At 64.4% G+C, this 21,547-nt stretch carries 18 protein-coding genes; 11 read left to right on the forward strand and 7 right to left on the reverse strand.

Translation table 11 applies throughout. The features are described from left to right. The first annotated feature begins 125 nt into the window (after window positions 1-125). Window positions 126-1,349, forward strand: coding sequence for an MFS transporter (locus AC3WJM_RS12020; protein ID WP_492271961.1), 1,224 nt, complete (start codon window positions 126-128; stop codon window positions 1,347-1,349). A gap of 60 nt (window positions 1,350-1,409) precedes the next feature. Here AC3WJM_RS12020 and AC3WJM_RS12025 read toward each other — a convergent pair whose 3' ends face one another. Further along, entirely contained in the window at window positions 1,410-2,300 is an 891-nt protein-coding gene (locus AC3WJM_RS12025) for a DNA-formamidopyrimidine glycosylase family protein (protein WP_492271962.1), read from the reverse strand. Between the two features lie 163 nt (window positions 2,301-2,463). Between AC3WJM_RS12025 and gcvH the strand changes: the two genes are divergently transcribed. The 5 genes from gcvH to AC3WJM_RS12050 all read left to right on the forward strand — a co-directional run bounded on the left by gcvH (window position 2,464) and on the right by AC3WJM_RS12050 (window position 5,545). Further along, the gene (gcvH, locus tag AC3WJM_RS12030; protein ID WP_492271963.1) at window positions 2,464-2,850 is read left to right on the forward strand and encodes a glycine cleavage system protein GcvH; all 387 of its coding nucleotides are present in this window, start codon (window positions 2,464-2,466) and stop codon (window positions 2,848-2,850) included. A 141-nt stretch (window positions 2,851-2,991) separates the two neighbouring features. After that, on the forward strand, window positions 2,992-3,471 hold the full coding sequence (locus tag AC3WJM_RS12035; RefSeq protein ID WP_234753790.1) for an FHA domain-containing protein: 480 nt from the start codon (window positions 2,992-2,994) through the stop codon (window positions 3,469-3,471). Between the two features lie 20 nt (window positions 3,472-3,491). Beyond that, window positions 3,492-4,208 carry a transcriptional regulator FtsR gene (gene ftsR, locus AC3WJM_RS12040; RefSeq protein WP_059389162.1) on the forward strand — a complete coding sequence of 239 codons (717 nt, stop codon included), beginning with the start codon at window positions 3,492-3,494 and terminating at the stop codon, window positions 4,206-4,208. Further along, entirely contained in the window at window positions 4,208-4,711 is a 504-nt protein-coding gene (locus tag AC3WJM_RS12045) for a bifunctional nuclease family protein (protein ID WP_059389161.1), read from the forward strand. The genes ftsR and AC3WJM_RS12045 overlap by 1 nt, the downstream gene beginning before the upstream one ends. Before the next feature lie 240 nt (window positions 4,712-4,951). Beyond that, complete coding sequence (locus AC3WJM_RS12050; RefSeq protein ID WP_059389160.1) at window positions 4,952-5,545, forward strand: MerR family transcriptional regulator; 594 nt, start codon at window positions 4,952-4,954, stop codon at window positions 5,543-5,545. A 112-nt stretch (window positions 5,546-5,657) separates the two neighbouring features. On the opposite strand, the gene AC3WJM_RS12055 is transcribed toward AC3WJM_RS12050, so the two are convergent. Next, complete coding sequence (locus AC3WJM_RS12055) at window positions 5,658-6,476, reverse strand: ParA family protein (protein WP_492271964.1); 819 nt, start codon at window positions 6,474-6,476, stop codon at window positions 5,658-5,660. A gap of 314 nt (window positions 6,477-6,790) precedes the next feature. Between AC3WJM_RS12055 and AC3WJM_RS12060 the strand changes: the two genes are divergently transcribed. Further along, complete coding sequence (locus tag AC3WJM_RS12060; protein ID WP_492271965.1) at window positions 6,791-10,186, forward strand: pyruvate carboxylase; 3,396 nt, start codon at window positions 6,791-6,793, stop codon at window positions 10,184-10,186. A 101-nt stretch (window positions 10,187-10,287) separates the two neighbouring features. On the opposite strand, the gene AC3WJM_RS12065 is transcribed toward AC3WJM_RS12060, so the two are convergent. Next, on the reverse strand, window positions 10,288-12,099 hold the full coding sequence (locus AC3WJM_RS12065) for an AMP-dependent synthetase/ligase (RefSeq protein ID WP_441438360.1): 1,812 nt from the start codon (window positions 12,097-12,099) through the stop codon (window positions 10,288-10,290). Between the two features lie 207 nt (window positions 12,100-12,306). Here AC3WJM_RS12065 and AC3WJM_RS12070 point away from each other — a divergent pair, with 207 nt between their 5' ends. Continuing rightward, window positions 12,307-13,422 (forward strand): ROK family glucokinase, encoded by a 1,116-nt coding sequence (locus AC3WJM_RS12070; protein ID WP_284991592.1) that lies wholly within the window; start codon window positions 12,307-12,309, stop codon window positions 13,420-13,422. Window positions 13,423-13,464: 42 nt separating this feature from the next. Here AC3WJM_RS12070 and AC3WJM_RS12075 read toward each other — a convergent pair whose 3' ends face one another. Together AC3WJM_RS12075 and AC3WJM_RS12080 are read right to left on the reverse strand one after the other, a co-directional pair. After that, window positions 13,465-14,007 (reverse strand): hypothetical protein, encoded by a 543-nt coding sequence (locus tag AC3WJM_RS12075; RefSeq protein ID WP_284991591.1) that lies wholly within the window; start codon window positions 14,005-14,007, stop codon window positions 13,465-13,467. Then, a complete protein-coding gene (locus AC3WJM_RS12080) occupies window positions 14,000-14,815 on the reverse strand; it encodes an alpha/beta hydrolase (protein WP_332603340.1) in 816 nt (271 codons plus the stop codon). Before AC3WJM_RS12080 ends, AC3WJM_RS12075 begins: the two co-directional genes overlap by 8 nt. Before the next feature lie 155 nt (window positions 14,816-14,970). Here AC3WJM_RS12080 and AC3WJM_RS12085 point away from each other — a divergent pair, with 155 nt between their 5' ends. Together AC3WJM_RS12085 and AC3WJM_RS12090 are read left to right on the forward strand one after the other, a co-directional pair. Further along, window positions 14,971-15,774 carry a lysophospholipid acyltransferase family protein gene (locus AC3WJM_RS12085; protein WP_059389157.1) on the forward strand — a complete coding sequence of 268 codons (804 nt, stop codon included), beginning with the start codon at window positions 14,971-14,973 and terminating at the stop codon, window positions 15,772-15,774. A gap of 66 nt (window positions 15,775-15,840) precedes the next feature. After that, window positions 15,841-17,268 carry a class II 3-deoxy-7-phosphoheptulonate synthase gene (locus AC3WJM_RS12090; protein WP_370872293.1) on the forward strand — a complete coding sequence of 476 codons (1,428 nt, stop codon included), beginning with the start codon at window positions 15,841-15,843 and terminating at the stop codon, window positions 17,266-17,268. 88 nt (window positions 17,269-17,356) lie between these two features. On the opposite strand, the gene pknB is transcribed toward AC3WJM_RS12090, so the two are convergent. Together pknB and AC3WJM_RS12100 are read right to left on the reverse strand one after the other, a co-directional pair. Continuing rightward, window positions 17,357-19,447 (reverse strand): Stk1 family PASTA domain-containing Ser/Thr kinase, encoded by a 2,091-nt coding sequence (gene pknB / locus AC3WJM_RS12095; protein WP_492271966.1) that lies wholly within the window; start codon window positions 19,445-19,447, stop codon window positions 17,357-17,359. Window positions 19,448-19,520: 73 nt separating this feature from the next. Further along, window positions 19,521-20,906, reverse strand: coding sequence for a lytic transglycosylase domain-containing protein (locus AC3WJM_RS12100; RefSeq protein ID WP_284991588.1), 1,386 nt, complete (start codon window positions 20,904-20,906; stop codon window positions 19,521-19,523). 223 nt (window positions 20,907-21,129) lie between these two features. Here AC3WJM_RS12100 and AC3WJM_RS12105 point away from each other — a divergent pair, with 223 nt between their 5' ends. Further along, entirely contained in the window at window positions 21,130-21,483 is a 354-nt protein-coding gene (locus tag AC3WJM_RS12105) for an Rv2175c family DNA-binding protein (protein WP_059389151.1), read from the forward strand. Window positions 21,484-21,547: the final 64 nt, after the last annotated feature.

The raw sequence follows: 21,547 nt of genomic DNA on the forward strand, positions 1-21,547 counted from the left end.
AAGTAGTTGCTTGCGCAATTACATGGCGCGTGCAACTATATATGGAGCGTCTGCAACTAATTCTACGGTTCTCGGCGGCGCACTTCCACTCTCACGGGAATCCATCCCCACAAAGGAGCAACAACATGCCCGCAGGGTTGATCGCCCTTGCCCTGGGCGGATTCGGCATTGGCTTGACCGAGTTTGTCATCATGGGCCTCTTGCCCGAGATTGCCGCTGACTTCGGAGTCAGCGAAGCGGCCGCAGGGTGGTTCATCACCGGCTATGCGCTCAGCGTTGTTGTCGGCGCCCTTCTTGTGACGGCGGCCGTCACCCGCCTGCCCCGCAAGCCTGTGCTCATCGGGCTCCTCGTCCTGTTCATCGCCGGCAACTTCCTCTCCGCCATCGCGGACAGCTACCCGGCCATGCTGATAGGGCGCATTGTCGCCGCCCTCTGCCACGGCGCGTTCTTCGGTATCGGCTCAGTGGTGGCGGCCGGTTTGGTTCCGGCCCACAAGAAGGCGGGAGCCATTGCCATCATGTTCACGGGCCTCACCGCCGCCAATGTGCTGGGCGTGCCCTTCGGAACGTTCCTCGGCCAGAACTTCGGCTGGCGGTCCACGTTCTGGGCTATCACCATCATCGGCGTTGTCGCGCTCATGGGCATCGCCCTCATGGTCCCGCGCACCACGGAAGGGACCGCGACCAGCAGCCTCCGCAGCGAGCTTGGTGCATTCACGTCCGGCCAGGTGTGGCTGTCCATCATCGTCACGATTCTCGGCTTCGGCGGCATGTTCGGCGCCTTCACCTACATCGCCTTCACCCTGACCGAGGTCTCCGGATTCGATCCACACGCCGTCCCGTGGCTCCTCGTCCTGTTTGGCGCCGGGCTGTTCGTCGGAAACATCGCCGGCGGCAAAGCGGCCGACAAATCCATCGACAAAACCCTCATGGTCATCCTCGCGGGCCTGGCGCTGGTGCTCGTGTTCTTCGCGCTCACCGCCGCGAGCCCCGCGGCCACCCTGTTCTCACTGGCACTCATGGGCGGCTTTGGCTTCGCTACGGTCCCGGGTCTCCAGATGCGCGTCATGCACTTTGCCGCCACCGCGCCCACCCTCGCCTCCGGCGCGAACATCGGCGCCTTCAACCTGGGCAACGCCCTCGGCGCCTGGCTGGGCGGAGTCACCATCACCATGGGCCTGGGTTACACCTCGCCGATCTGGGCCGGGGCCGCCATCACCGTAGCAGCCCTGCTCGTCATGATCGCCGCCGCGGCGGCGGCCCGGCGTGGGGGAGCGGCGCAGTCCGCTTCCGCACCGCAAGCAGCCCCCGACGTCGTTCGCGAACCTGAGGAGGCACCGGTCGCCTAGGCGAACCGCAAGGAAGCCCGCCACCTGTTTTTCAAGGACAGTGGCGGGCTTCCCCGGGGTTCAGGAGCCTTCGCTGCTGCCGCGTTTGGCCAGGGCCTCGCCGTTGGTCTGGCACGTGGGACAGTACTGCAGGGAAGTCCCCACGAATGCCACCTCCCGTACGGTGTCCCCGCAGACCGGACACGGCTCTCCGGTCCTGCCGTGCACGCGCATCGAGGCTTTCTTGGCGGGCTTCAGTTCGTCGGGCAGCTTGCCTGCGAATACCCGGGCCGCTCCCGCGAGTATGTCCTTCATCGTGGTGAAGAGGCGCTCCACCTCCTCCGGCTCCAGCGACGAAGCGTGGGCAACCGGAGACAACTTCGCTGCGTGGAGGATTTCGTCGCTATAGGCATTCCCGATACCCGCGATGAGTTTCTGGTTCTTCAGGACCCCCTTGACCTGCTGCCGCTTCGTGAGAAGCCTGCTGAACTGCTCCAATCCGAAGGCCGGATCGAGGGGATCCGGGCCGAGCTCGGCAATGCCATTGACTTCCTCGGGCTGACGAACGATGAAGAGGGCCAAACCCTTCCAGGTGCCCGTGTCGGCAAGCGTGACGTCGTAATCGTGGCCATTGTTCGAAAAGCCCAATTGTGCGGCGAAGTAGCCGGCTGTCGCGGTCGCTTCAGTGTCCGGTTGGTTGTCGGCGAACCATAGCCAGCCGGACTTCGCAAAACTGACAACCAAGTAGGCGGGCTCCGCATCGGCGCCCTGGGATACGGCAACCATCTCGAAAACGAGGAATTTCCCCCGCCGGCCGACCGCTTCGACGGTCCGCCCGATCAGCGATTCATGGGGAATATCCGCCATTTTCAGGGCGAACGCCGATGGCAGATGGAACTGCGTGAGCCGTGCCCCGGACAGTTGCTCGTCCAGAAAGTCGGTCAAGGCGGTGATTTCGGGCAGTTCCGGCATGATCGCGCTCCTCCGACGGCGTTGCAGGACTATGCGGCTCGAGTCTGCTTCCAATCATTCCAGACACCTGTGGGGAGGGGGCATGGATGTGCTTATACTTTCAGCGGTGGCCGGATGACCGGGCCGCCGTCGTGGTCCGAAATGTCCCGATGAAAGGCGACTCATGAGCAACATTCCTGCCGATCTTTCCTACACCGCCGAACATGAATGGGTCAGTGCCCCGAATGCAGACGGCGTCGTGCGCGTCGGCATCACGGACTTCGCCCAGGATGCACTCGGCGATGTCGTGCACGCCCAGCTGCCCGAGCCCGGCACTACCGTGAAGGGCAACGACGTCGTGGGTGAAGTCGAATCCACGAAGAGCGTGAGCGACATATATGCCCCGGTCAGCGGCGAAATTATTTCCCGCAACGAGGCTCTCGACACCGACTCTGCCCTGATCAACTCGGATCCCTACGGTGACGGCTGGCTGTTCGAGGTAAAGCTTTCGGAAGCTGACGCCATCGAGACCCTTCTCAGTGCATCAGAGTACGAACAACAGGTAGGCTAAATGGTATCTGGCCCGCCAAGTCGGTTCTCCCCGGAACGCCGGGAGCGACGGCGGCGGGCCAGCGACCTGTTTGGCCCGGGGGAACCGGGCAGTTGCGTAACCGGCAGTTTTGTCAACTGCCGGCGGATGAGGAGGATTTCCATGGTTGGCGGCAAGCGGAACCACGCCCGGGACGAGCACGGTGCTGTAGAACAGCCAACCTCGGAGACCACCTCAATCCAGCTCACGCCCGTGCGCCACCACGAGCCGGATGCCCGTCCGCCGCTGGCCGCCGAGGAGCGCGCCGCGGTCCAGGCATTGCCTCCTGGATCGGCCTTGCTGATTGCGCACACCGGCCCGAATGCCGGCGCGCGGTTCCTTCTGGACTCCGACACCACCACCGCTGGCCGCCACCCGGATGCGGACATCTTCCTGGATGACGTGACGGTTTCGCGCAAGCACGTGGAGTTCGTGCGTACCCCCGAGGGCTTCGAAGTGGTGGACACCGGAAGCCTCAATGGCACCTACGTCAACCAGGACCGGGTGGACAACGTCCTGCTCAAGAACGGCAGCGAGGTCCAGATCGGGAAGTTCCGCCTCACCTACTACCTGAGCCCTGCCCGCGCAGCAGGCCAAGACTGATTCCGGGTACGCCTGTGGCACTGCCCCAGCCGGAACGGCGAGGACCGCAGGTCCTCAACATCGGGGAGGTCCTCGCCCAACTCAGCGACGATTTTCCCACCATGACGGCGTCCAAGATCCGTTTTCTTGAGGAAAAGGGACTGATCAATCCGAAGCGCACTCCTGCCGGGTACCGGCAATACGCCGAAAGCGACGTCGAGCGCCTCCGCTTCGTGCTGGCCCTCCAGCGTGACCAGTACCTGCCCCTGAAGGTCATCAAGGACTACCTTGACGCGATCGACCGTGGCGAGCGTCCCGAAAACCTCCCGCCGGGCGTGTCGGTGTCCCCACGGATTGTCTCGGACGAACTTGCGGCCGAGCTGCAGGGCCGCGCACGCGCCCTGAGCGAGGAACAGTTGCGGACGGAATCCGGGGCCAGCGTCCCGCTCTTGCAGTCCCTCCTCAGTTACGGGCTCATCAGCCACGTCAACGGCAAATTCGACGAACACGCCCTTCAAGTGGCGCGTGCCTGCGTCCAACTTGAAAGCCACGGACTTGAGCCGCGGCACCTCCGTCCGTTCCAGGCCGCGGCCGAGCGCGAATTCGGCTTGGTGGAGCGCGTCGTCGCTCCTCTGACGTCCCGCAAGGACGCGGCATCGCAATCCAGGGCTGCCGAAGCCGCCCGGGAAATCAGCGAACTCTGCCTCAGCCTGCATCGAGCCTTGGTGCAGGACCGTATCTCCCGTATGGACGCATGATGATTGAGGTCGAGATCGTTGGAGTGCGGATTGAACTGCCTTCAAACCAGCCTCTGGTCCTCCTCCGTGAGATGCACGGGGAACGCCATGTCCCTATTTGGATCGGCACGCCCGAAGCAAGCGCTATCGCCTTGGCCCAGCAAGGCGTGGTGCCGCCCCGGCCGATGACCCACGATCTGATGATCGACGTCGTTGAAGCACTCGGCCACACGATCATCAGCGTGAACATCGTCGCGGTCGAGGACAACATCTTCTACGGCCAACTCCAGTTCGACGACGGCACCGTAGTGAGTTCCCGCGCTTCCGATGCGCTGGCGCTTGCCTTGCGGGCGAAATGCCGCATCTGGTGTGCCGACGCCGTCATGGAAGAAGCCGGCGTCCGGATCACCGAACACGACGAAGGCGAAGACACCGAGCCGGGCCCCGAAGTTGACGAGGAACGGGAATTGCGCCGCTTCCGGGAGTTCCTGGACGACGTAGAGCCCGAGGATTTCGAAGGCTGAAGGTAGCCTAAGGTTAAAGTTGAGGGTGAAAGTTTCGACACGATCTGAAAATGCCCGGACGTCTTTGACCTAAGGCTCCCGCACGCCTAACGTCGAAGATATCAAGTTCCCGTTGCATGCAGGTCGCGCGCAAGTCACACTGAAAGGTGCGGACGCGTTGAAATTACACGAGTGCATTTCCCCTTTCGTGTTGCCCCCGTATGCACCATCCCCAAGGGAACTTCTGACAAGGAGGGTCACGTGAGTCCCAAAGGCGAAGCAGGCGAGCTAAAGCAGGCCTCGACAGGCGTTGCTGTACCCGCAAGCGGTGCCCAGGGTCTGCTTTTCACCGAGGACCTTCCGGTCCTGGATGAAGATGCCGGCTACCGTGGCCCCACCGCGTGCAAGGCGGCGGGGATTACCTACCGCCAGCTGGACTACTGGGCACGCACAGGCCTTGTTGAACCCGCCGTGCGGGGAGCCGCCGGTTCCGGATCGCAGCGGCTCTATGGCTTCCGGGACATCCTGGTTCTCAAAGTCGTCAAGCGGCTCCTGGACACAGGCGTGTCCCTCCAACAGATCCGCACGGCCGTCGAACACTTGCGCGAACGCGGAGTGGAAGACCTGGCGCAAATCACGCTCATGAGCGATGGCGCGAGTGTCTATGAATGCACTTCAGCGGACGAGGTCATTGACCTGGTGCAAGGCGGCCAGGGCGTATTCGGCATCGCAGTGGGCCGCGTCTGGCGCGAAGTCGAAGGCAGCCTAGCTGCGCTCCCGAGCGAACACGCGGTAGAACAGCCCTTTCCGGACGACGAACTCAGCAAGCGCCGTTCCGCCCGCCGCACCGGCTGAACCGCCGTCGGGATTGCCGCCAGCGGCCACTGAAGACCAATGAAGCCGCCTTCCGACAGGAAGGCGGCTTCATCCTTTTTCGAAGGGGGTGGCTTCTGGCTCGCAGAGCCCCTCAGCGCTTACGGCGTTCCCGCGTGCCGTTGTTTGAGGACAACATGTTCTCCAGGAGCGAGTCGAACAGCTTGGCGGTGTTCTTCGCCGAGTCGCCAGGCCAGTGGTGCACGGCGTGGGCGGCCCCCTGGATTTGCTGCCAATTCGCCTGCTCCGGAATATGCGGTGCCAGCAACAGCTCGCCGAACATCGATTCCATCTCGGCGAGCCGGAACGTGTGCTCGGACGAGGCGGGACGGACCCTGTTGGCAACGATCCCTGCAGGAGCCAGCTGGGGAGCGAACTCCTGGCGGAACAATTGGATGGCGCGCATGGTGCGTTCCGTGCCGGCCACCGAGAAGAGCCCTGGTTCGGCAACAAGGACCACGCGGTCACTCGCGCTCCAGGCCATGCGGGTGAGGCCGTTGAGGGACGGCGGGCAGTCGACGAGTACCAGCTCGTACTTTTCGGCCGGGGCAAGGACAGCAGTCAGGCGGCGGAGATCGCGGCGCCCAAGATCCGGCCGGTCGTAGATTCCGGTGTAGGCGGATCCGACGGCGACGTCGAGGGCCGTCCCGCCGCCGTTGCCGTGGGGGTGGTCAACCCAGCCGCTGCTGACCACGTTGTCCAAGAGTCTCGCCTTGCGGGGGTTCTTCAGCATGCGGCCAATGTCGAGCTGGTCGCCGGCCTGGACGCCGAGGGCCGTAGTGGCGTCGGCGTGGGGATCCAGGTCCACGACAAGGGTGGGGATCCCTGCGGCCAGTGCGGCCGAGGCCAACCCAGTGGTTACGGATGTCTTGCCCACGCCGCCTTTGAGGCTGCTGATGCTGACTACTTGCACTTGAAAACCCAAAACCTAACGCCGGTTGCCGTGTCGCGGTGCTTGTGTTCCGGCCTTGCCGGAACCGGGGCCCTGCCGCTGCCCTTCAACATCATATGTTGAGTGGCAACAGATTCCTGCCTTATCGGCCCGGAGCGGCTTTGACGGACTATTACTTCGCTGGCTTATTAGCACGTGAAACTGCATCGTGCGCGAAGGTACACTGCTCGTGACGAATTCCTGTGTGACTGTCACCACAAAGATTTGTGTTTGGGTATGGAGGTCTTACACACTGTGACCACCGACCGTTACACCCGCAATGATGCAGGAGAAGCATGTTTTCCAAGATTCTGGTGGCTAATCGCGGCGAAATCGCGATCAGGGCCTTCCGCGCTGGCTACGAACTCGGCGCCAAGACCGTAGCGGTCTTCCCGTATGAGGATCGCAATTCGATCCACCGGCAGAAGGCTGATGAGGCTTATCTGATCGGCCAGGAAGGCCATCCGGTCCGCGCGTACCTTGACGTGGACGAGATTGTCCGTGTCGCCAAGGAAGCGGGTGCAGACGCAATCTACCCGGGCTACGGATTCCTGTCCGAAAACCCGGACCTCGCCCGGGCGGCGCAAGACGCCGGCATCACGTTTGTGGGCCCGCCCGCGGAGGTGCTTGAGCTTGCCGGCAACAAGGTAGCCGCACTCGAGGCCGCCCGCAAAGCCGGTGTGCCGGTCCTGAAGTCCAGCGCACCGTCCCGCGACGTCGACGAACTTATCGCCGCGGCGGACCAGATCGGATTCCCGATCTTCGCCAAGGCCGTCGCCGGTGGCGGTGGCCGCGGCATGCGCCGGGTGGAGACCCGTGAGGACCTTCCGGAGGCACTCCAGTCGGCCATGCGCGAGGCGGACGCTGCATTCGGCGATCCCACCATGTTCCTCGAGCAGGCAGTGCTGCGTCCCCGCCACATCGAGGTCCAGATCCTGGCCGATGCCGAGGGCAATGTCATGCACCTCTTCGAGCGCGACTGCTCCCTGCAGCGCCGCCACCAGAAAGTCGTGGAAATCGCTCCGGCCCCCAACCTGGACGAGTCCATCCGCCAGGCCCTGTACCGGGATGCCGTGGCTTTCGCGAAGGCCCTGAACTACGTCAACGCCGGAACAGTCGAGTTCCTGGTGGACACCGAGGGCGAACGCGCCGGCCAGCACGTCTTCATCGAGATGAACCCGCGCATCCAGGTTGAGCACACGGTCACCGAGGAAATCACTGACGTGGACCTCGTCCAGGCGCAGATGCGCATCGCCTCGGGGGAGACCCTCGCAGACCTCGGCTTGAGCCAGGAGACGGTATTCATCAAGGGTGCAGCCCTGCAGTGCCGCATCACCACGGAAGATCCCGCCAACGGATTCCGGCCCGACGTCGGAAGGATCACCGGCTACCGTTCCGCGGGCGGCGCCGGCGTCCGTCTCGACGGCGGCACGGTCTACTCGGGTGCCGAAATCAGCCCCCACTTCGACTCCATGCTGGTCAAGCTGACCTGCCGCGGACGCGACTACCCGGCCGCAGTGGCCCGCGCCCGGCGCGGCCTGGCCGAGTTCCGGATCCGGGGCGTGTCCACCAACATCCCCTTCCTCCAGGCCGTCCTGGCCGATCCGGACTTCATTGCCGGCAACGTGGCGACCGACTTCATCGACAAGCGCCCCGAACTGCTGAAGTCCCACGTCTCCGCTGACCGCGGAACCAAGCTCCTGACCTGGCTGGCCGATGTGACGGTCAACAAGCCCAACGGCGAACTCAAGGTCCACTCGGACCCCGCAGCCAAGCTCCCGTCGATTGCCGGGACCGTTGCACCGGCCGGCTCGCGCCAGAGGCTGCAGGAGTTGGGCCCGGAAGACTTTGCGAAGGCGCTGCGCGAGCAGCAGGCCGTGGCCGTCACGGACACCACCTTCCGCGATGCCCACCAGTCGCTCCTCGCAACCCGTGTCCGTACCCGCGACCTGGTCGCGGCCGGTCCCGCGGTCTCCGCCCTTCTGCCCGAACTGCTCTCGGTCGAAGCCTGGGGTGGTGCCACCTACGACGTCGCCCTGCGCTTCCTCGGCGAGGATCCTTGGGACCGGTTGGCCGCCCTGCGCAAGGCCCTCCCGAATGTCTGCCTTCAGATGCTGCTCCGTGGCCGCAACACGGTCGGGTACACGCCCTACCCCGAGGAAGTCACCGAGGCGTTCGTCAACGAGGCCGCGGCAACGGGCATCGACATCTTCCGCATCTTCGACGCCCTCAACGACGTCAACCAGATGGCTCCGGCCATCCGCGCGGTGCGGGCCACCGGCACAGCAGTAGCGGAGGTTGCACTCTGCTACACCGGCGATCTCCTCGACCCGAACGAGAACCTGTACACCCTCGACTACTACCTGGACCTCGCCCAGAAGATCGTCGACGCCGGTGCGCACATCCTCGCCATCAAGGACATGGCCGGACTGCTCCGCCCGGCGGCCGCAGCCAAGCTTGTCAGCGCCTTGCGTGAACGCTTCGATCTTCCGGTCCACCTGCACACGCACGACACCGCAGGCGGCCAACTGGCCACCTTGTTGGCTGCCGTGGAAGCCGGCGTGGACGCCGTCGATGTCGCATCAGCCTCCCTGGCCGGTACGACGAGCCAGCCGTCGGCGTCGGCGCTTGTGGCTGCCCTGGCACATACCCCGCGCGACACCGGGCTCAGCCTGGCCAGTGTCAGCTCCCTGGAGCCCTACTGGGAAGCGGTCCGCAGGGTCTACGCGCCGTTCGAGTCCGGGCTTCCCGGTCCCACCGGCCGGGTGTACCAGCACGAAATCCCGGGCGGCCAGCTGTCCAACCTGCGCCAGCAGGCCATCGCGCTGGGCCTTGGCGAGCGTTTCGAGGCCATTGAGGACATGTACACCGCCGCGGACCGCATTTTGGGCCGCTTGGTCAAGGTGACGCCGTCGTCCAAGGTCGTCGGCGATCTCGCGCTGCACCTCGTGGGAATCCACGCCGATCCTGCGGACTTCAACGAAAACCCACAGAACTACGACATCCCGGACTCCGTCATCGGCTTCCTGTCGGGCGAATTGGGAGATCCTCCCGGAGGATGGCCGGAGCCGTTCCGCACCAAGGCGCTCCAGGGCCGCAGCATCAAGGTCCGCGACGTCGAACTGAGCGCCGAAGACAGTGCTGCGCTCAAGGGCGATTCCAAGTCCCGCCAGCGAACCTTGAACCGGCTGCTGTTCGAGGGGCCCACCAAGGACTACCTCAAGAGCGTGGATACCTACGGCAATTTGTCGGTACTTGATACCCGCGACTACCTGTACGGCCTCCAGCTCGGTGCCGAACACGTCATGGAGCTCGAAAAAGGCGTGCGCCTGATCGCCTCCCTGGAAGCAGTCTCGGAGCCCGACGAAAAGGGCATGCGCACCGTCATGTGCAAGCTCAACGGCCAGTCACGCCCGGTGGTGGTTCGCGACAAGTCCGTTGTCAGCAACGTGAAGGCCGCGGAGAAAGCGGATGCGTCCCAGCCCGGCCAGGTAGCAGCGCCGTTCGCCGGTGCCGTGACCCTGACCGTCAAAGCAGGCGACGCCGTCAAGGCCGGCGACACGGTCGCCACCATTGAGGCGATGAAGATGGAGGCATCCATCACGACGCCGGTAGCCGGCACGGTCTCGCGCCTCGCCATCAACAACGTCGAGCAGGTCCAGGGCGGCGATCTGCTGATCGTGGTCGAGTAGCAGCCCGCTCCTCCGCGGAGCACGCAACAAAGGAAGGTCCCGGGCTGTCAAGCCCGGGACCTTCCTTTGTTGCTTTGACCGATGCGTCGGGGTGCGGCCCGTCAGGACGCCTTGGGCGCCGAGTACATTTCCTCGATCACGGCGTCGAAGTCTTTCATGACCTGGGCGCGCTTGACCTTCAACGACGGCGTGAGGTGCCCTGAGGCCTCGGTGAAGTCGGACGGAACGATCCGGAACGACTTGATCGCTTCCGCATGCGAGACGGACTGGTTCGCGTGGCTGATCAGTTCCTGGACCGCTGCCCGGACGAGGGCGTTGTCCGCGGCAGCCGTCGTCGTAGTTGACGCGGGAAGGCCGTGGCGCTCCAGCCAGCCCGGCAGCGCTTCCTCGTCGAGGGTGACCAGCGCGCCGATAAAGGGCCGGTTGTCGCCGATGACAAGGACTTGGGACACCAGCGCGTCAGCACGGATCTGGTCCTCCAGCAGGGCCGGTACGACGTTCTTGCCGCTCGCTGTGACGATGATTTCCTTCTTGCGGCCTGTGATCTTCAGGAAACCCTGTTCGTCCAGTTCGCCGATGTCACCCGTGCGGAACCACCCGTCCACGAAGGTTTCCGCAGCGAGGTCATCCCGCTTGAAGTAGCCCTTCATGACGCAGACGCCCTTGGCGAGGATTTCGCCGTCGTCGGCAATCCTGACCGCGTTGCCGGGGAGCGGGGCCCCCACGGTGCCGATCTTGATCAAGGACGGCGTGTTGACTGAAATGGGTGCAGTGGTCTCTGTCAGGCCGTAACCCTCGAGGATCTGCAGGCCGATACCGTGGAAGAAATGGCCCAACCGTTCGCCGAGCGGGCCGCCACCGGAGACGGCATGGCTGACGTGGCCGCCCATTGCGGCGCGAAGCTTCCCGTACACCAAACGGTCGAAGACGGCGTGCTTGAGCCTCAGCACCAAGCCAAGGGATCCCTCCTGCTGCGCCTTGGAGTAGGCGATCGCCGTGTCCACTGCCTTGTGGAAGATGGCGCCCTTGCCGCCGTCCTCTGCCTTGGTGAGGGCAGAGTTGAAGACCTTCTCGAACACGCGGGGAACTGCCAGGATGAAGGACGGCTGGAAGCTCTGCAGGTCAGCCAGCAGGTTCTTGATATCCGGCGTGTGCGCCACCTGGGCACCGGCGGCGACGGCAAGGACCGAGATGAAGCGGGCAAAGACGTGGGCGAGCGGGAGGAACATGATGGTCTTGGCGTTCTCGTTGACGACGTCGCCGAGGGAGGCCAAGGCGTTCTCCGAGAGTTCCACGAAGTTGCCGTGCGTGAGTTCGCAACCCTTGGGGCGGCCCGTTGTGCCGGAGGTGTAGATGATCGTGGCGACATCGGCCAGCACGGCGCTGCTGCGGCGCGCCTCGAGTTCCTCGTCGCTGACGCCGCTGCCGGCACTGCGGAGCGCGTCAAGTCCTCCGCCTTCGAGCTGCCAGACATGGGCGACAGAGCCGAGGCCTTCGGCCGTGACGGCCTGGCGGATGACGTCCTCGTGGTGCGCGGATTCGGCGAATGCGGCGACAGCGCCGGAGTCGCCGAGGTTCCAGGCCACTTGCGACGGCGACGAGGTTTCATAGATCGGCACGGAAATGCCGCCCGCAAACCAGATGGCGAAGTCCACGAGGGACCATTCATAACGGGTCCTGGACATGATGCCCACGCGGTCGCCCACACCGACGCCCTTGGCGATCAGGCCTTTGGCCAGGGCCGATACATCCTTGAGGAAGTCGGTTGCCCGGATGTCCTGCCATTGGCCGGCGCTGTTGAGCTTGGCAAACAAGGCCGGGTTTGATGGTACGGCGGCCTGACGAACCACGAGGTCCGTGATGTTGGTTTCGGGGGCAACATTCACCAGGGGCGGAACACTGAATTCACGCACGATAGCTCCTTCGATATCAACAGACCATTACGGGGCTGCTCTAACTCTATATGGCCAAGTAATGGGTGTGTCGCAATTCACCTTACTCAAGTTACTGATGAGTAACTTTACGTGAAGCGTGGGATTCCGCCAATGCAGGCGTATGGGCGTTCCGTCCGTACCGCCGACATGTCAGTACATATGCGGCGCTCGGAATAGGATGGCGACATGCCACTGAATTCATCCAACGAACAGGTCCCGGCAAGAGTTCGGAAGATTTCCTGGTCCGGTTCGGCCGCAACCGGCCGGCGCCCCGGCTCCACGCACGGCGGCCTGCGCTGGGAGTCCGTGCCGTGGGCCGCGCGCCGTTCCCATCTCGGCCGGAGGGGACTGGCGATCGGGATCGACATCGGCGGCACAAAGGTGGCAGCGGGAGTCGTGGATCCTTCGGGCCGGGTGATCGAGGAAGCGCGGCGCTCCACGCCCGGCAATGACGCCCGGGCAGTAGAGCAGGTGATCGTCGAGCTTGTCCAGGAATTGGGGAGAAGCCACCGGATTGCCTCCGTGGGGATCGGCGCCGCCGGTTGGATGGATCTCGACGGCGGCACGGTGCTGTTCAGCCCGCATCTCGCCTGGCGTAACGAGCCGCTGCGCGAAAACCTTCAGAGCCTGCTGAGGCGCCCGGTACTTGTCACCAACGACGCCGATGCTGCCGCCTGGGCTGAATGGCGCTTTGGGGCCGGTCTTGGGGAGAGCCGCCTCGTCTGCATCACGCTCGGCACCGGCATCGGTGGCGCCATGGTCATGGACGGACGAGTGGAACGTGGGCGATTCGGTGTGGCGGGGGAGTTCGGCCACCAGATCGTGGTTCCCGGCGGGCATCGCTGCGAGTGCGGCAACCGCGGATGCTGGGAGCAATATGCCTCCGGTAACGCGCTCGGCAGGGAAGCCCGGGAGCTTGCCCTCCGGAATTCACCGGTTGCCTACGAATTGCTCAAGGCTGCCGGAGGCTCCGCCGAGAACATCACGGGGGTTACCGTGACGGAGCGGGCAAAAGCCGGAGACTCCGCTTCGAGGGAGCTCCTGGAAGAAGTGGGGCATTGGCTGGGGCTCGGCCTGGCGAACCTGGCGGCTGCGCTCGACCCAGGGACGTTCGTCATTGGCGGTGGGCTATGCGATGCCGGGGAGCTTCTTGTGGGCCCTGCACGGACAGCATTCGCCCGGAACCTCACCGGCCGCGGTTTCCGTCCCGCGGCTGCGATCAAGCTTGCCGCATTGGGACCGCGGGCCGGGATGATCGGCGCTGCCGACCTGTCCCGGGTCAGCGGCAGGGCACACGGCTAGTACGGGATCAGCCGCGAGGGGATGCGCGGTGCGGCAGTCCCCTTAGACGCGGGCGCCGTCGTCGTTCTCGTCTTTTTCCTGCGGCAGCTTCATGATGAGGTACACCACGGAGGCCAGGAAGATCGCCAGGATGCCCATCACGGCAAGGAGCGGCGCCGAGCGCCAGAACATCGCGGTGAACAGCAGGGCAAGCGGGCCGCCCACGGCTCCGATCCACGCGAGCATGGTCAGCGGTTCGGTACCGGCGAGGCTCGGCGGGTCCTCCGGGACGAAGCCGTTCCCGTCCTCGACCTCGTAGTCGCGCGGACCGGGCTCCCCGCTGCCCGCGGGTTCTTCCGCAGCGCCCCTTTTGGACAATCCAAGCGGGTCGAAGTCTTGGAAGGAACGGGACGAGGAGCGGCCCGGAACCTCCTCCGGACCTGGACCCGGATCCGTTCCGGAATCGCTGCCAGTCTCCTCGGCGGTGGGCGCCTCGTCCAGGGCGGAGGAAGGCATCGACTCAAGCCTGGCTACCAAATCGAGCCAGACGGCGTCGTCGTCCTTGTTGGCACTCTGGTCGGGGGAATCGGGCCCTGGCCTATTCATGGGGTGAATCCCGGAGCTCGGTGCCGGACGGTGTGGCCCGGGCGGAACTGCTTGTCAGCCCTGCCATGGTTTTCCTGATGAACTCGGCCGAGCCCCGGAAAATCTCCAGGGCGTCGTTGTCCAGCGTGGCCACGTGGTAGCTGTTCTCCAAGGTGCTGAACTCCATCGAAGCCGTGACCCGCTCCTTCAACTGCTTGATGCTCCGTTCCGAAACCACGTGGTCCACGGAGGAACGGAACACGCGCACCGGCGCGGAAATCCGGGGGAGCAGGCTAATGGTGTCCTTGTACATCTTTTTCAATTCATGGGCGGCTGCGACCGGCGTCCTGGGGTATGCACCCTCATCCATGCCGGGTTTGAGGATGTCGTTGGCAATGGCCGGGGTGGACTTCATGACGTGCTTGAGGATGCCGACCACGGCTGCGCGCGGATCATCGATCACCAGCCCCGGATTGACGACGACGGTACCGGCGACCGGCCGCGTAGCCGCGATCCGCAGAGCCAATGTCCCACCCATCGACAAGCCGGCGGCGAACACGAAATCGCACTCGGCCTGGAGCTCGAGGTACGCCGCATCCACCGCATGGTGCCACTCCTGCCAGTGCCGGGTGGCCATATCCTGCCACGTGGTCCCATGGCCCGGAAGCCGAGGGAGGCGGACGGCGTAGCCTTCGGCGGCCAGATACTCGGCCCAAGGGCGCATGCTGTGCGGGCTGCCCGTGAAGCCGTGGCTCATCACGACGCCGATGCTGGGTCCACTACCGGTGAAGTCGCTGGCATACGGCGAGGGATCGGGGAGAGTGTTCATGATGACTCCGAGGCTACTCTGTTGGCGGCACTGCTTTCCGTGATGAGTCCATCGTGTCACTGTTCGGGACATTTCTCACTGGAGTAGGGTGGCTTCTGAATGCGGGCCGGGACCGTCCGGACGCCTTGCAGACGCCGCCCCGGAGAGGAACCAAAGTGTTCTATTGGGTCATGAAACGGATCTTTTTGGGTCCGCTTCTCACATTGCTGTTCCGCCCCTGGGTCAAGGGCCTCGACAACGTTCCGCAGGACGGCGCAGCGATTCTCGCTTCCAACCATTTGTCCTTTTCGGACTCGATCTTCATGCCGGTGATGGTGCCCCGGCGCGTCAGTTTCCTTGCCAAGTCCGAGTACTTCACGGGTACGGGGCTCAAAGGCAGGCTTACGGCGATGTTCTTCAGGCTCACCAACCAGTTGCCAATGGACCGATCGGGCGGGGCCGCGTCCGAGTTGTCCTTGCAGGCCGGCAGGGACGTCCTGGCCGACGGTGGCCTGCTGGGTATCTACCCGGAAGGCACCCGCAGCCCCGATGCGAGGCTCTACCGGGGCAAAGTGGGGGTCGCCAAACTTGCGCTCCAAACCCGCGTGCCCGTTGTTCCCGTGGCGATGATCGGCACGGAAAAGGTGCAACCCATCGGCAAGCGTTTGCCCAACATCCGCAGGATAGGGATCATTTTCGGGCAACCATTGGACTTCAGCCAGTATTACGGCCAAGAGGAAGACCATTCCGTTCAGCGCGCCGTGACCGACCAAATCATGTACGAACTCATGCGGCTCTCGGGGCAGGAATACGTGGACGAATATGCCGCCGTCGTCAAGCAGCGGCTGGCCGGGCAGCTTCCGGAGCCCGCGAATGGAAGCGAAGCGAATCCGGCCGACGGCGGGCAAGAAAGCGGCCGTCCGCCCGGCAACGGTTCAGGGCCTGACGGTGACGGCAGCGCAGTGACCGGGAAAGTGTGACGGACGCCGAATAAGGGTTACGGAAGCCGTGCCCCGAACAGCGGGCAAGGCAACTAGTCTTGGAGAGTGACTGAGCTATCCGCGAACCCCGCATCGTCCGTGACCGGCCCCCTGACCAGTTCCCTGGGCAGCCCCCTGACCAGCACCGCGCAAAGCGGCGCGGCAAACTATCCCGGCTTGGACGATTGGCGCCAGCTGCCGATCTCGCAGCAACCCACCTGGACCGACCGGGGCGTCTTCGACGCCTCCGTCAAGGAACTCTCCGTGCTCCCGCCGCTGGTTTTCGCGGGCGAAGTCGACATTTTGCGCGAGCGTCTGGCCGCGGCAGCCCAAGGCAAGGCATTCCTGCTTCAGGGCGGCGACTGCGCCGAGACTTTCGAGGACGCCACAGCTGACAAGATCAGCGCCCGGGTCCGCACCATCCTGCAGATGGCCGTTGTCCTTACCTATGGCGCGGCGATGCCCGTCATCAAGATGGGCCGCATGGCCGGCCAGTTCGCCAAGCCCCGCTCGTCGAACGAGGAAACCCGCGACGGCGTGACCTTGCCTGCGTACCGCGGCGACATCGTCAACGGCTACGATTTCACCCCGGAGTCCCGCGCCCACGACGCCAGTCGCATGCTGAAGGCCTACCACACCTCGGCTTCCACACTGAACCTCATCCGCGCCTTCACGCAGGGCGGCTTCGCTGATCTTCGCCTGGTGCACCTGTGGAACAAGGGCTTCACCGAAAACCCCGCCCACGCCCGCTACGAGTCCTTGGCGCGTGACATCGACCGTGCGATCAAGTTCATGGCGTCCTGCGGCGCCGATTTCGAAGCCCTCAAGCGCGTGGAATTCTTCGCGAGCCACGAGGCATTGCTGCTGGACTACGAGCGTGCCCTGACGCGCATCGACTCCCGCACGGGACTTCCCTACGACACCTCCGGACACTTCCTCTGGATCGGTGAACGCACCCGTGAGCTCGACCATGCGCATGTGGACTTCCTGTCCCGCGTGCGCAATCCGATCGGCGTCAAGCTCGGTCCCGGGACTTCCGGAGACGACGCGTTGCGGCTCATTGACAAGCTGGACCCGAACCGCGAGCCTGGCCGCCTCACCTTCATCACCCGGATGGGTTCCAAGAACATCCGCGAGAAGCTGCCCGCCGTCGTCGAGAAGGTCACTGCCTCCGGCGCCCAGGTCCTCTGGGTCACGGATCCCATGCACGGGAACACTGTCACCTCGCCCAACGGGTACAAGACCCGCAACTTCGACGACGTCGTGGACGAAGTCCGCGGGTTCTTCGAAGTCCACCACGCCCTGGGCACGGTACCCGGTGGCCTGCACATGGAAATGACGGGCGACGACGTCGCCGAATGCCTTGGCGGCGCCGATCCCATTGACCAGGACGCCTTCCTGGACCGCTACGAGTCAGTGTGCGATCCCCGCCTGAACCACATGCAGTCCCTCGAGATGGCATTCCTCGTGGCTGGAGCCCTCACCAAGCGGTAGGCCCCACCAAGCGGTGGTCAAACAGCGGCCCCAATACAGGAAAGGCGATCCGGAACGGTTCCGGATCGCCTTTCCTGTATGCGGGGCCCTATACGACGGTCAAGGTGACCACGGAGCCCTCCGGTGCATCGCTGTCCACGGGGTTCTGGTCCCGGACAGTGCCGAAGAAGCCGCCCAGGATGTTGTTGATCTTGACCTCGAATCCGAGGGACTCCAAGGCTTTGCGGGCGGCATCGGCCTGCTTGCCAATGAAGTTCGGGACGTGCACCATCTTCGGGCCCTTGGACAGGGTCAGGGTGACGGAGTCGCCGCGGATCAGGGTTCCGTTGGCAGGGGCCTGGCTGACCACGGCCCCCGCGGGGACCTTCTTGTCGTTGACGGGTTCCGGCGCAATTTTGGCGGTCAATCCGGCGTCGCTGATCGCTTTGACGGCGGCTTGTTGGGTCATGCCCCGGACATCCGGTACAGGGAGGGGCTGCGGTCCCTTGGAAACCACCAGTGCCACCGGAGTGCCGTGGCGGACTGCGGTGTCCTGGGCCGGGGACTGGGAGATGACGGTGCCCGAAGGCACTTTGTCGTCATACTGCTCGGTGACTTTGCCGAGCGTCATCCCCGCCACGCCAAGGGCATTCTTTGCCTGGTCGAGTGTCAGGCCGGTCATCGCGGCAAGCGGAAACAACTGTGGACCCTTCGAGACGAAGAGCGACACCGCTTGGAACTTCCTGACTACCTGGCCGGACGCGGGTTCCGTTCCAACCGCCAACCCTGCAGTGACGTCGTCGTCGAACACGTCTTTTGGCTCGGACTGGAAGCCCGCGGTTCTTAGGAGCTGTTGTGCCTCGGCAACGGTCTTGTTCTTGGTGTCCGGTATGGTTCCGGGCGAGCCGGGCCCCATGCCGAAGAACCAGCCCGCCGCTGTGGCCAGGATCGCCAGGACAATCACGACAATTGTCCAGATCACAGCCCGGCGGCGTGGGTTGCCTTCCCGCAAAGAGCGCGACGGCGTAGCCGCCGCCCGGGCGCGGTCCTTTTCTTCCTGGCGCTCCATGCGCTTGATGTCGCGTTTGCTGGGCGGGGCTTCCGCCGGATCCAGGGGTTCGCGGTCCTGAGGCACTTGGATGTCGAAAGCCGGGGCGCCAGCAGAGAATCCCGACGGCGGAAGCACCGTGGTGGGATTGCGCTGGCTTGAGATGATCTCCGTCGGGCGGCCTATCCGTTCCAGGGGCTCCGTACGTTCGGCAGGGAAAGGGGCGACTACCGCGGTTGCCCCGGCCGCGTCTTGTTGTCCTTCCGGCGTTGCCGCCTTTGCGGCCGGCGGGTTGATATCCAGTTGCGCGTCGCTCAAGGTTGTGCGGATGTGCCGCAGTTCAGACAAGAGCGCCGAACCGTCCACAGGACGCTCTTCAGGATCCTTCGCGGTGCACCACTGGACGAGTTCGTCCACGTCCGCGGCAAGGCCGGGGACTGCTAGCGACGGCGGGGCGACGGCCGCGTTGACGTGCTGGTAGGCAACCTGGATGGGGACGTCGCCGGCATAAGGTTGCCCGCCGGTAAGCATCTCGTAAAGCATGATGCCGGTGGAGTAGATGTCGCTCCGGGCATCGGCGGCTTTGCCGAGGACGAGCTCGGGAGCCAGATATGCGACCGTGCCGATCAGGGCGCCGGTGCTGGTTGTCGCCGTGACGGCCCGGGCCAGGCCGAAGTCGCCCACCTTGATGCGGCCGTCGTCGGCGATCAGGACGTTCTCGGGTTTCACGTCGCGGTGGATCAGCCCTGCCGCGTGGGCGGCCGCGAGCCCTTCGATGACGGGGTCGATCAGTGCAAAGGCAAGCCGGGGCGGAAGCGCCGCCTTCTCGTTGAGGACATCGCGCAGAGTATGGCCTTTGATGTACTCCATGACGATGTATGCAATGTGGCCGTCCTGTCCTTGGTCGAGGACGCCTACGACGTGCGCGTGGGAAAGGCTCGCCGCGGCCCGGGCCTCGCGCTGCAAACGGTCGAGGAAGTTTTGGTCATTGGCCAGGTGCGGATGCAGCACTTTGAGCGCCACGTCGCGGTCGAGCCGTTCGTCGGTGGCGAGATAGACGGTTGACATTCCGCCGTTCGCGAGGCGCGATCGCACCAGATAGCGCCCGTCCACGAGGGATCCGAGGAGTTGGTCCGAAACTTGTTCCTGCACCCTACGATCCTAGTTGAGCAAAAACACGGGCCCGAATCGACATGCGATCCGGGCCCGTGTTGTGCGCCGCGAGTTAGCTGAAGTTCTTCTTGAGGGCCAGGATCGAAGCGACGTAGGCCTTGGTGTCGTCGTACATGCCGTGCTTGCTCACCGAGTACTGGCCCTGGTAGTAGCCTGCGATGGCCGTATTCAGATCCTTGCTCGTGTTGACGAGCGCCCGGATGATGGCGACGCCGGCGGTCACGTTGTCATACGGGTCGAGGATGTTGAGCTTGCGTCCCACCAATTGGGAAGCCCATTCACCCGAGGAGGGGATCACTTGCATCGTGCCGATGGCGTTGGCGGGGGAGACCGCACGCTGGTTGAAGCCGGATTCCTGGAAGGCGAACGCCATGGCCAAGGACGGGTCCACCCCCATCCGACGCGCAGTATCGGCGACGATCCCCTTCATCTGGGCGGTGCTGGGGACCGGGGACGCATTGAGCAGGGCCTTGTTCGCGTTGGCTGAACTGACCACTGCCTCGGGGTAGGTGTAGCCCAGGAATGTGCTCGGAACCAAGGGGGCGCTGACCGGAGCAGGGGCCGGAGCCGAGGCCGCAGGAGCGCCCGGGATGGCGAGCTTCTGCCCGGGATAAATGATGGTGCTCATGGACAGCTTGTTGGCCGAGAGAAGAGACGACAGGGACACCCCAAGGCGGGACGCGATACCGCCCAAAGTGTCACCTGACTTGATGGTGTACGAGCCGGTGTTGGCAAGTGCCGGCGCTGCCGGAGCCGCCGGAGCGGAAGCGGGGACCAGTGCGGCCGGAGCCGGTGTGGCGGGAGCTGGTGCGTTCGTTCCGGGGCCGACCTTGATCTTCTGTCCCGGGTAGATGATGGACCGGCCGTTGAGGCCGTTCCAAGTGAAGACGTCGGACAATGCCACGCCGTGGCGGGCGGCAATGCCGCCCAGGGTGTCACCGGGCACCACTGTGTAGCTGGCAGTCGACGACGACGCCGGGCCGGATGCCGGGCTGGGTGCGGGTGCCGGCGCACTTGGAGCCGGTGCCGAACCGGTCAACTTGATCTGCTGTCCCGGGTAGATGATGGTGTTGCCCGAGAGGCCGTTGAGCTGCAGGACGGTGTTGGTGTTCAGCCCGTAGCGGGCAGCGATGCCGCTGATGGTATCGCCCCGGACGATGGTGTAGGTGGCCGGAGCCGCCGGTGCCATGGGCTGCATGGCAGCCGGGATGGTTGCGGCAACCGCGGAGGCAGGGATGACGTTTGCGGACACTGCCGCTGCCTGGGCCCGCATGGCCGCGGTCAGCGATGCGGGAATCTTCTGGCTTTGTACCGCCGGAAGCGCTGTTGCCGGCTGGGCGAGTGCCAATGAAGAGAGCATGACGGCGGGCAGCGCCGCTGTGGTGGCCGCAATTATGGGCATGCTCGTTGTCTTCTTGTGCGAGCTGGGCGTCGTCATGGGAGCAATCCTCATCTCAGCAGCGGCTGTTGGGAATGCCGCTGTTGCCAGTGTTACTAAAGTTAGTAGTGATGCAAATGTGATCAATGTGAATCTCTCACATTTTTCGATTCCGCACAAGAAATCCCTGCGCATTCGATTCTTGGCCAATTCCTGGCACAAATTCCGCCCGTACCGCCCCTCCGGCTAGGCGCAAAGCGCGAGGGCGTGGCAATCTTGATCCGTGAGTAATGTAGAAAGCCTCGTTTCCGAATGGCTGCCGCTGCCCGATGTGGCAGAGCTGCTGAACGTTTCAATCACCAAGGTCCACGGTCTTCTGGATGAGCGTGCAGTGGTGGCTGTGAGAGTGGGCGAACGCAACATCCGTTCGATTCCTGCCCTCTTTATCCAGGACGGTCATGTGGTGGATAGCCTGAAGGGCACCATCGCAGTGCTTGGCGATGCCGGGTACACGGATGAGGAGCTCATCGTGTGGCTTTTCACTCCGGACGAGTCGCTGCGTGGCCGTCCTGTCGACGCGCTCCGCGAAGGGCGCAAAACTGAAATCCGACGCAGGGCTCAGTCGCTTGCCTGGTAAGGGACGCCTGCCTTAGATACAGTGGTGGGGGGGGGGGGGGGGGGGGGGGGGGGGGGGGGGGGCG

Source organism: Arthrobacter sp. FW306-1B-G06A, from assembly GCF_058781765.1.